The sequence below is a fragment of the Luteibacter sp. genome (assembly GCF_051958795.1).
Lineage (GTDB): Bacteria > Pseudomonadota > Gammaproteobacteria > Xanthomonadales > Rhodanobacteraceae > Luteibacter.
In genome coordinates, this window is record NZ_JBQCFT010000363.1 from 1 (window position 1) to 9,496 (window position 9,496).

Genomic DNA, 9,496 nt, shown 5'->3' on the forward strand with positions numbered 1-9,496 from the left:
CCACAACCCCCCGGGGCGGCGGGGCGGGGGGGGGCTCTGTCTCCCCCCCCCCCCCCCCCCCCCCCCCCCCCGCTCCCACAATGTTTTTTGGCGGTCCAGACCCGCGAAAGGCCTCAGCGGCGCGGGTCGAAATCCTTGAAAGCGTCTTTGAATTCCGCATAAGCCGCTTGTTCTTCATGCGTTTCCGGGACCGGAACGCGGATTTCCAGCACCACGATCTGGTCGCCCGGCTCGCTGCCCGGCAGGCCGCGCCCCTTGAGGCGCAACTTGCGGCCCGACTGCGAGCCCGCTGGGATGCGCAGGTCCACCGCCCCGCCCAGCGTGGGCACGGCCACCGTGGCGCCCAGCGCGGCTTCCCACGGCGAAATCGGCAACGTATGCGTCACGGTGCGGCCATCGAGGCGGAACCGGGCGTCGTCACGGATGTTGATCTCCAGCAGCAGGTCGCCCGACGGGCCGCCACCGCTACCCGGATGACCCTGCCCGCCAAGACGGATGGTCTGGCCGCTGCTGATCCCGGCCGGGATCTTCACCTCGAGCACGCGCTCGCCGCCCGACGAATCGTTCAGCACCACGCGGGTCTTGCCACCGTTGTAGGCAGTCTGCAGGTCGGTATCGATCTTTGCGTTGATATCGCGCCCGCGGCGCGCCTGCGCCTGCTGTGACCGGCCCCGGGCACCGCCACCGCCGAACAGGCTTTCGAAGAAATCGCTGAAATCGCCACGGCCGGCTCCGCCGCCCATGTCGCCGAAATCGAAGCCACCACCGCCCTGGCCCCAGCCCGGCGGCGGCCGGAACTGCTCGCCCTGGCGATAACCGCCGGCGCGGAACTGGTCGTACTGGCGGCGCTTCTCGGGATCCTTCAGTGCCTCGTTGGCCTCATTGACGGCCTTGAACTTCTCTTCCGCACCCGCTTCCTTGTTCTTGTCCGGGTGGTACTTGCGCGCCAGCTTGCGATACGCCGCCTTGATCTCGGCGTCGGTCGCTTCGGGTTTTACCCCAAGAATCTCGTAATAATCCTTGAACTCCACAGGCTCTCCCGCCGGGCTTGTGTCGAAATATGAAATGGAAAAGGCCCGCGGTGGTCCAATCCACCGCGGGCCAGATAGCCAAGCTTAGACCGAATCAGCCCGCGGCGTTGACCGTAATGCGACGCGGCGCGCTTTCCGCCTTCTTCGGAATGCTGATTTCCAGCACGCCATTCGCACCGGAAGCGGTAATGCCCTCGGCATCGGCGCTTTCCGGCAGCGTGAAGCTGCGCTTGAAGGCACCCGCCACGCGCTCGACGCGGGCGTACTTGCCTTCGGTCTCGCTAGCGTAGGCCTTGCGCTCGCCCTTGAGCGACAGAACGTTCTTGTCCATCTGGATCTCGATGCTGTCCAGCGCAACGCCCGGGATGTCGGCCAGGATCAGGAACCGGCCGGCCTCTTCACGGATATCGACGCGCGGCGCCCAGGCGTTCTCGCCGGCGGCTACCGGAGCGGCGGCCTCGCCCGCGAAGAAGTGATCGAACACATGGCGCAGTTCATTTCCAAACACCGGCGCACGACGAAACGCTACATGACGAACCTGGTTCATCTGTCTGACTCCAAAAAGGTTTTTCGGCCCCGCGGCCGTCTGGAAACAAAGATAGGTTCGCTGACGAGCGATTCAAGGGGGCTATGAGGCGCCCGCGTAGGAGCCCACCCTGTGGGCGACATCTTTCGCAGCAGCGCCGAGGCCCTGTGGCGCTAGCGAACGGCGTCGCCCACAGGGTGGGCTCCTACGAGGCATGCCGGTGCCATTACACTCGGGCAATTCCCACCACGAGGCAGGCCCCATGACCATCGCTGTCGGCGACAAGATCCCCGAATCCACCGTCACGTACTTCCAGGACGGCATCCAGACCGCCTCGACGCTCGACCTCATGGGCACCGGCAAGGTTGTGCTCTTCGCCGTGCCGGGTGCCTTCACGCCCACCTGCTCCAACAAGCACCTGCCAGGCTACATCCAGCACATCGACGACTTTGACCAGCGCGGCGTGAAGGTGTTCTGCGTGTCGGTAAACGACGCGTTCGTGATGGATGCATGGGGCAAGGAGCGTGGCATCCCCGCCAACCTGCACCTGCTGGCCGACGGCAATGCCGCGTTCACCAAGGCACTGGGCCTGGAGCTCGATGGCACGAAGAACGGCATGGGCATCCGCGCCAAGCGCTTCGCCATGTACCTGGAGGATGGCGTGGTGAAGGTGCTGAACGTCGAGGCGCCGGGCGAGTTCAAGGTGTCGGCGGCTGAGGCGATGCTCGAGGCAATCGATCGCTAAATGCCCGCGGTCCCGTCGTAGGAGCTCACCCTGTGAGCGACGCCGTTCGCGATGACGCACAGGGCCTGTGGCGGCGAGGCGAAAGATGTCGCCCACAGGGTGGGCTCCTACGAGAGCGAAAAAAACCCGCCTTTCGGCGGGTTTTTCGTTTTACTCGCTGTCGCCGTCGACCGGCCCGGATTCCACCGGCGGCATGTCGGCCGCGGCTTCACCGTTCGGGGTTTCGCCGGCGCCCGGCAGGTCGCCCTCGCCTTCCACCTCGGATTCCTCCTCGGCTTCCAGGCGGACGACGCCGATGAGCGTCTCTTCCTTCGGCAGCTTGATCAGGGTGACACCCTGGGTGTTGCGGCCGACCTGGGCGACTTCCGACACGCGGGTGCGCACGAGCGTGCCCTGGTCCGAAATCAGCATGAGCTGCTGGGTCTCGGTGACCTGCGTGGCGGCAACGAGGTTGCCGTTACGCTCGGAGCATTGGATGCCAATGACACCCTGCGTGCCGCGGCCCTTCTTCGGGAACTCTTCGAGCACGGTGCGCTTGCCGAAGCCACGTGCCGTGGCGGTGAGGATGTCGCCATCGCCGTGGGCGACGATGAGCGAGACCACCGTGGCGTCGTCGGCGAGCAGCATGCCACGCACGCCGGTCGCGGTACGGCCCATGGAGCGCACCTTGTTCTCGTCGAAGCGCACGACCTTACCGTTCGATGCGAACAGCAGCACGTCGCTTTCGCCGTTGGTCATGGCCACGTCGACCAGCGCATCGCCCTCTTCCAGGTTGATCGCGGCCTTGCCCTTCTGCAGCTGGAACGCGAACTCGGTGAGCGGGGTCTTCTTCACCGTACCCTTGCGGGTGGCGAAGAACTCGTAGCAGTTCGGGTCGTAATCGCGGATCGGCAGGACGGCCTGGACCTTCTCGCCCTCGCCCAGCGGCAGCAGGTTCACGATGGGCTTGCCACGCGCCCCCGGGCCGGCTTCCGGCATCTGGTACACCTTGAGCCAGTACACGCGACCGGTGCTGGTAAAGGTGAGCAGCGTGTCGTGGGTGTTCACCACCCACAGCTGCTGCACGACATCCTCATCCTTCAGCGCGGATGCCGAGCGGCCCTTGCCGCCACGCTTCTGCGCGCGGTACAGGCTGGCGGCCTGGCGCTTCACGTAACCCGTGTGCGAAAGCGTGACCACCACGTCTTCCGGCGCGATGAGGTCGAGGACGTTGAGGTCTTCCTGCGAGTGCTGGATCTCGGTGCGGCGGTTGTCGCCGTAATCCGTGCGGATCTGCTCCAGCTCGCCGCGGATGACTTCCAGCAGGCGGGTCGGGTTTTCCAGGATCTCGATGAGGCCACGGATGGTCTCGAGGATCTCGCGGTACTCATCGCTGAGCTTGTCCTGCTCCAGGCCGGTGAGGCGGTGCAGACGCATCTGCAGGATTTCGGTGGCCTGGGCTTCGGACAGCTGGTAGCCGTCGTCACGCAGGCCATCGCGCGGATCCATGTCTTCCGGGCGCGAAGCCTCGGCGCCGGCGGCGGAGAGCAGCGCCTTGACCAGGCCCGGTTCCCACTTGCGGGCGACCATGCGCTCACGCGCTTCCTGCGAAGACGCCGAAGTACGGATCAGCTCGATCATCTCATCGATGTTGGCGAGCGCGACCGTTAGGCCTTCGAGGATATGGGCGCGCGAACGGGCCTTGCGCAGTTCGAAGATGGTGCGACGGGTGACGACTTCGCGGCGATGGCGGATGAACGCCTCGAGGATGTCCTTGAGGTTCAGCAGCTTCGGCTGGCCATCGAGCAGGGCCACCATGTTGATGCCGAAGGTGACCTGCAGCTGGGTCTGCTGGAACAGGTTGTTCAGCACGACATCGGCCATGGCATCGCGGCGGATCTCGATGACTACGCGCATGCCGTCCTTGTCGGACTCGTCGCGCAGCTCCGAGATGCCCTCGATCTTCTTTTCCTTGACCAGCTCGGCGATCTTTTCGATCAGGCGGGCCTTGTTCACCTGGTACGGCAGCTCGTGGACCAGGATGGTCTCGCGGCCGTTGGCCTCGGTTTCGATGTCGGTACGGGCACGGACAAGGATGCGGCCGCGACCGGTGCGGTACGCCTCGACGATGCCGGACGAGCCGTTGATGATGCCCGCGGTCGGGAAATCCGGACCCGGGATATGGGTCATCAGGTCGTCGACGCCCAGCGAGGGATCTTCGATCAGCGCCAGCACGGCGTTGATGACCTCGGTCATGTTGTGCGGCGGGATGTTGGTGGCCATGCCCACCGCGATGCCCGCGGAACCGTTGACGAGCAGGTTCGGCACGCGGGTCGGGAGGACCAGCGGCTCGCTTTCGCTTTCGTCGTAGTTCGGCCCGAAGTCGACGGTTTCCTTGTCGATATCGGCGAGCAGCTCATGGGTGAGCTTCGCCATGCGCACTTCGGTGTATCGCATGGCCGCGGCGTTGTCGCCATCGACCGAACCGAAGTTACCCTGGCCATCCACCAGCATGTAGCGCAGCGAGAACGGCTGCGCCATGCGGACGATGGTGTCGTAAACCGACGCATCGCCGTGCGGGTGGTATTTACCGATGACGTCACCGACGACGCGGGCGGACTTCTTGTATGCCTTGTTCCACGAGTTGCCCAGTTCGTTCATGGCGAACAGGACGCGGCGGTGCACGGGCTTCAGGCCATCGCGTACATCGGGCAGTGCGCGTCCGACAATGACGCTCATCGCGTAGTCGAGATAGCTCTGGCGCATCTCGTCTTCGATGTTGACGCGGATGACTTCTTTGGCGAGTTCTGCCATCAATCGGCTTCCTGGGTGTCCGTGTGAATGCCCCCGCCGGCCGTGGCGATCACCCTCAAGGCGGCACGGTCGGCTCAACCCGTCGATGATAACACAACGGGTGTTGAAATGACAGCTAAAAAAGTCGGAAATTCAATGAGTTACAGGGGTGTTTTGGCGCTTACGGAAACATGATCCGCATCTGTTCTTCATCCGGCTTCAGGATGACGCCACGCTCGGTCACGATGGCATCGATCAGCTCGGCCGGGGTGACGTCGAAGACCGGGTTCCAGGCCTCCGCACCCTCGATCACCGTGCGGGTTCCACCGACCGAAAGCAGCTCGGTGGCGTCGCGCAATTCGATCTCGATGTCGTCGCCACTTGCCGTCGCCATGTCCACCGTGGTGGACGGTGCGACCACCATGAACTTCACGCCGTGGTGGCGCGCGGCGATCGCGAGCTGGTAGGTACCGATCTTGTTGGCGGTGTCGCCGTTGGCCGCGATGCGGTCGGCACCGACGATCACCCACTTCACCTTGCCGTCCTTCATGAGGTGCGAGGCCGCGGAATCGGCGATGAGCCGGGCCGGGATGCCATCGCGCACGAGCTCCCACATGGTGAGGCGCGCACCCTGCTGCCACGGGCGGGTTTCGCCAGCGAAGACCTGCTCGATGCGGCCCGCCTCCACGCCCGCGCGGATGACGCCCAGCGCCGTACCGTAGCCCGCCGTCGCCAGCGAACCGGTGTTGCAGTGGGTCATCACCTGCGAGCCGGGTTCGATCAGCGCGGCGCCGAGCTCACCCATGTGGCGGTTGGCGGCGAGGTCTTCCTCCTGGATCGCCTGGGCTTCCGCCTCCAGCGCGGCGGCGTCGGCGCCCGCGTCCATGCGCGCCTTCATGCGATCGAGCGCCCACATGAGATTCACTGCCGTGGGCCGCGCCGCGCGCAGCGTGGCCATGGCTTTCGCGAGATCTTCCCCACCCTGCGCGGCCAGGACCACGCCCCATGCCGCCGCGATGCCGATGGCCGGCGCACCGCGCACGGCCAGGTCGCGGATGGCCCGGGTGACGTCATCGGAGTTCACGCTGTCGAACCAGATCTCCTCCGCCGGCAGACGGCGCTGGTCGAGCAGACGGAGGCGATCGCCGTGCCACTGGACGGCGCGAATGGAGTCGTGGGAGGTGGTCGGATTCATGCCGGGATTATCGCATCCCCGCCGGCAAAACGCTGTTGCAGCTCCGGTAGGAGCCCACCCTGAGGGCGACGCCGTTCGCGATGGCGTACAGGCCTCGACGGTGAGGCGACGGATGTCGCCCACAGGGTGGGCTCCTACAGGGGAGTTAGCGGCTTTTCAGCCAGTCGTGGATGGCTGGGGGGACCAGTTTCTGCGCGCGGCCGGAGACGTAGATGCCGATGTGGCCGCCGGGGAACGGGAGCGCGGTGTAGTCCTTGCTACCCACTACGTCCTTCAGCGGAATGGATGCGGCAGGCGGCACCAGGTGGTCCTGCTCCGCGTAGATGTTCAGCACGGGCTGGGTGATCGTACCGAGGTCGATGGTACGGCCACCAATCGTGGCCTTGCCCTTGATCAACAGGTTCTTCTGGAAGAAATCGCGCGCGAACTGGCGGAAGGTCTCACCCGCCTGGTCCGGGGAATCGAAGATCCACTTCTCCATCCGCAGGAAGTTTTCCACTTCCTTCGGGTTATCGAGGATGTCGACCATCGCGACATACTTCTGCTGATTCAGCCGCAAGGGTTTCAGCGTGAGGTACGCGAAGTTCATCAGGTCGGCGGGGATATTGCCGATCGTATCGACGAACAGATCGATATCGACGTTACGCGCCCAATGCGAAAGCATGTTGTCGGGCGTGTGGAAATCGACGGGCGTGACCATGGTGACCAGGTTCTTCACCTTGTCGCCGTGCAGCGCGGCGTAGCACAACGAAAACACGCCGCCCTGGCAAATACCGAGCAGGTTGATGGCATCGAGCTCATGGCGCTTGCGAATCACATCGACGCAGCGATCGAGGTAACCATCGATATAGTCCTCGAGCGTGAGCCACCGATCCGCGCCGTCGGGATAACCCCAATCGATGAGGTACACGTCTTCACCCTGCTCCAGCAGGTTGCGCACCATCGAGCGATCTTCCTGGAGGTCGACCATCCACGGCGTGTTGACCAGCGCGTAGCAGATCAGCAGCGGCACCTTCGCGGCGGGCTTTTTCGTGCCCTTGAAGTGCCAGAGCGTCAGTTTGTCTTCGGTGTAGATCGCTTCGCGCGGGGTGGTGCCGAGCTCGATGGGGCCGACGTTCTTCAGCGTCTGCATCCCCGCCTCCACCTTGCGGCGGAACGCCTCGACTTCCTCGCGGGCGCGCTCGGGATCGATGTGAAACGGGTTAGCGCTCATCGTGCGCGAGACCCCGACTTTGTCACCTTCGCAGACTGACTGGCTTTCGTAGCCTTCGTAGCCTTAGTGGCCTTAGTGGCCTTAGTGGCCTTCGTGGCCTTTGTGACTTTGGCAGCCTTAGCGACCTTGGCGGCATCAGCGGCTTTTGTGGGAGCGGCCTTGGCCGCGATATCGCCACCCGCACCACGCAACGCGGCAATCTCCGAACGCAGCGCTTCAACCTCAGCCTTCAGGCCATGCATCTGCCGCAACTCACGGCGCACCGCCTGCAGGCGCTCACCGAGGCTATCGACCTCGCGACGTGTCGGCAGGCCGACCTGCGCCGCGACGCGCTCTACCTGCCGCTGCTGTAGCACCTTCAGGCGCATCTGCGCATTCACGAGCGCGGCGTACACCTCCTGGAACTCCGCCGACATCGCTGCATCGGCGTAGCTCTCTTCGGAGAAGTTCACCCAGCGGTCGTAGATGGCACGCAGGCTATCGGCATCGGCAGGCATGCCCTGCGAGCGCAGCGTCTCGCCGGCGCGCTCCTGCACGCGCTGCAGTAGTGCCTGGTAACGCGCGTAATGCTGGGCGTATTCGATCCATGCGAGCAGCAACGCCTGCTGCTCCTCCTGCTGCTCACGAGTGAGCCCAAGCGCGGGCATCGACAAGGTCTCGCGCGCCACGCGCGCCCAGTCATCGAAGCCCTCCGAGCCTGGTTGGGCGCCTGGAGGCGGCCCATAGCCGAATGGAGCGAAACCAGTGCCCGGCCCGGGCTGCCCAAAGGGCGGCGTGCCGTGGGCGAACGGCGAGGCTGGCGGCTCACCCGAGGTGAAGGCGCGCATCCAGTCGCCGTAACCACCCAGGCCCGCGAACAGGCGACCCACGATGTCGGCGGAAGGCGCCTCGGCCGGCGTGGCGCCCGGATCGAACTGCCGCGCCCAGGATTCGACGCCCTGGCGCACGAAAGCCTGGTACTGGTCGATGAAATCGTTCGGTTTATCAGCCATGGGCGTATGGTACGGCACCGAACGCACAACGACATTAGCGTTGTGGGAGCGCGCAACACAAAAAGCCCGGCACCTTTCGGGGCCGGGCTTTTTGTCGTTACCGGGGCGGTGATCAGCCCGCGGCGTTTTCTTCTTCGGTCACGGCCTTCATCGACAGGCGGATACGGCCCTGCTTATCGACTTCGAGGACCTTCACCTTGACGATGTCGCCTTCCTTCAGCTTGTCGGAGACCTTCTCGACGCGCTCGCTGGAGATCTGCGAGACGTGCACGAGGCCGTCCTTGCCCGGCATGATGGTGACGAACGCGCCGAAATCCATCAGCTTCGCGACCTTGCCTTCGTAGATGCGGCCCGGCTCGACGTCGGAGACGATCTGCTCGATGCGCTTACGGGCGGCTTCGGCGGCTTCACGGTTGACCGAGGCGATCACGACGTTGCCGTCGTCCGTGATGTCGATGGTGGTGCCGGTCTCTTCGGTGATCGAGCGGATGGTGGCGCCGCCCTTGCCGATGACTTCGCGGATCTTGTCCGGGTGGATCTTGATGGTGAGCAGGCGCGGGGCGTACTCGCTCATCTCCGAACGGGCTTCGGTGATGACCTTGGCCATCTCGCCGAGGATGTGCAGGCGACCACGCTTGGCCTGGGCCAGCGCCGTGCGCATGATCTCTTCGGTGATGCCGTCGACCTTGATGTCCATCTGCAGCGCGGAGACGCCATCGGCGGTACCGGCCACCTTGAAGTCCATGTCGCCGAGGTGGTCTTCGTCACCCAGGATGTCGGAGAGCACGACGAAGTCGTTGCCTTCCTTCACCAGGCCCATCGCGATACCCGCGACCGGCGCCTTGAGCGGGACGCCAGCGTCCATCATGGCCAGCGAGGAACCGCAGACCGAGGCCATCGACGAGGAACCGTTCGACTCGGTGATTTCCGAGACGACGCGGACAACGTACGGGAACTCTTCGATCGTCGGCTTGACGGCCTGCACGCCGCGCTTGGCGAGGCGGCCGTGGCCGACTTCGCGA

The 9,496-nt window shown here is 64.8% G+C and carries 8 protein-coding genes; 1 reads left to right on the top strand and 7 read right to left on the bottom strand.

Going from position 1 to position 9,496, the window contains the following annotated elements:
* Nucleotides 1–113: 113 nt before the first annotated feature.
* Nucleotides 114–1,031, bottom strand: a complete 918-nt coding sequence (locus ACTHLF_RS19305) for a DnaJ C-terminal domain-containing protein (protein WP_440329551.1) — start codon at nt 1,029–1,031, stop codon at nt 114–116.
* 94 nt (nt 1,032–1,125) lie between these two features.
* Nucleotides 1,126–1,578: an Hsp20/alpha crystallin family protein gene (locus ACTHLF_RS19310; protein ID WP_440329552.1), complete on the bottom strand. Its 453-nt coding sequence runs from the start codon at nt 1,576–1,578 to the stop codon at nt 1,126–1,128.
* 241 nt (nt 1,579–1,819) lie between these two features.
* On the opposite strand from ACTHLF_RS19310, the gene ACTHLF_RS19315 reads away from it, so the two are divergent.
* Complete coding sequence (locus ACTHLF_RS19315) at nt 1,820–2,302, top strand: peroxiredoxin (protein WP_440329554.1); 483 nt, start codon at nt 1,820–1,822, stop codon at nt 2,300–2,302.
* A gap of 150 nt (nt 2,303–2,452) precedes the next feature.
* Here ACTHLF_RS19315 and gyrA read toward each other — a convergent pair whose 3' ends face one another.
* The 5 genes from gyrA to ACTHLF_RS19340 all read right to left on the bottom strand — a co-directional run.
* Nucleotides 2,453–5,095, bottom strand: a complete 2,643-nt coding sequence (gyrA, locus tag ACTHLF_RS19320) for a DNA gyrase subunit A (RefSeq protein WP_440329556.1) — start codon at nt 5,093–5,095, stop codon at nt 2,453–2,455.
* Nucleotides 5,096–5,255: 160 nt separating this feature from the next.
* Nucleotides 5,256–6,269, bottom strand: coding sequence for an S-methyl-5-thioribose-1-phosphate isomerase (mtnA, locus tag ACTHLF_RS19325; protein WP_440329557.1), 1,014 nt, complete (start codon nt 6,267–6,269; stop codon nt 5,256–5,258).
* Between the two features lie 145 nt (nt 6,270–6,414).
* Nucleotides 6,415–7,482, bottom strand: coding sequence for a class III poly(R)-hydroxyalkanoic acid synthase subunit PhaC (locus ACTHLF_RS19330; RefSeq protein WP_440329558.1), 1,068 nt, complete (start codon nt 7,480–7,482; stop codon nt 6,415–6,417).
* The gene (locus ACTHLF_RS19335) at nt 7,479–8,474 is read right to left on the bottom strand and encodes a poly(R)-hydroxyalkanoic acid synthase subunit PhaE (protein WP_440329559.1); all 996 of its coding nucleotides are present in this window, start codon (nt 8,472–8,474) and stop codon (nt 7,479–7,481) included. The genes ACTHLF_RS19330 and ACTHLF_RS19335 overlap by 4 nt, the downstream gene beginning before the upstream one ends.
* Before the next feature lie 112 nt (nt 8,475–8,586).
* Nucleotides 8,587–9,496: polyribonucleotide nucleotidyltransferase (locus ACTHLF_RS19340; protein WP_440329561.1), on the bottom strand; the 910-nt coding region annotated here is incomplete at its 5' end.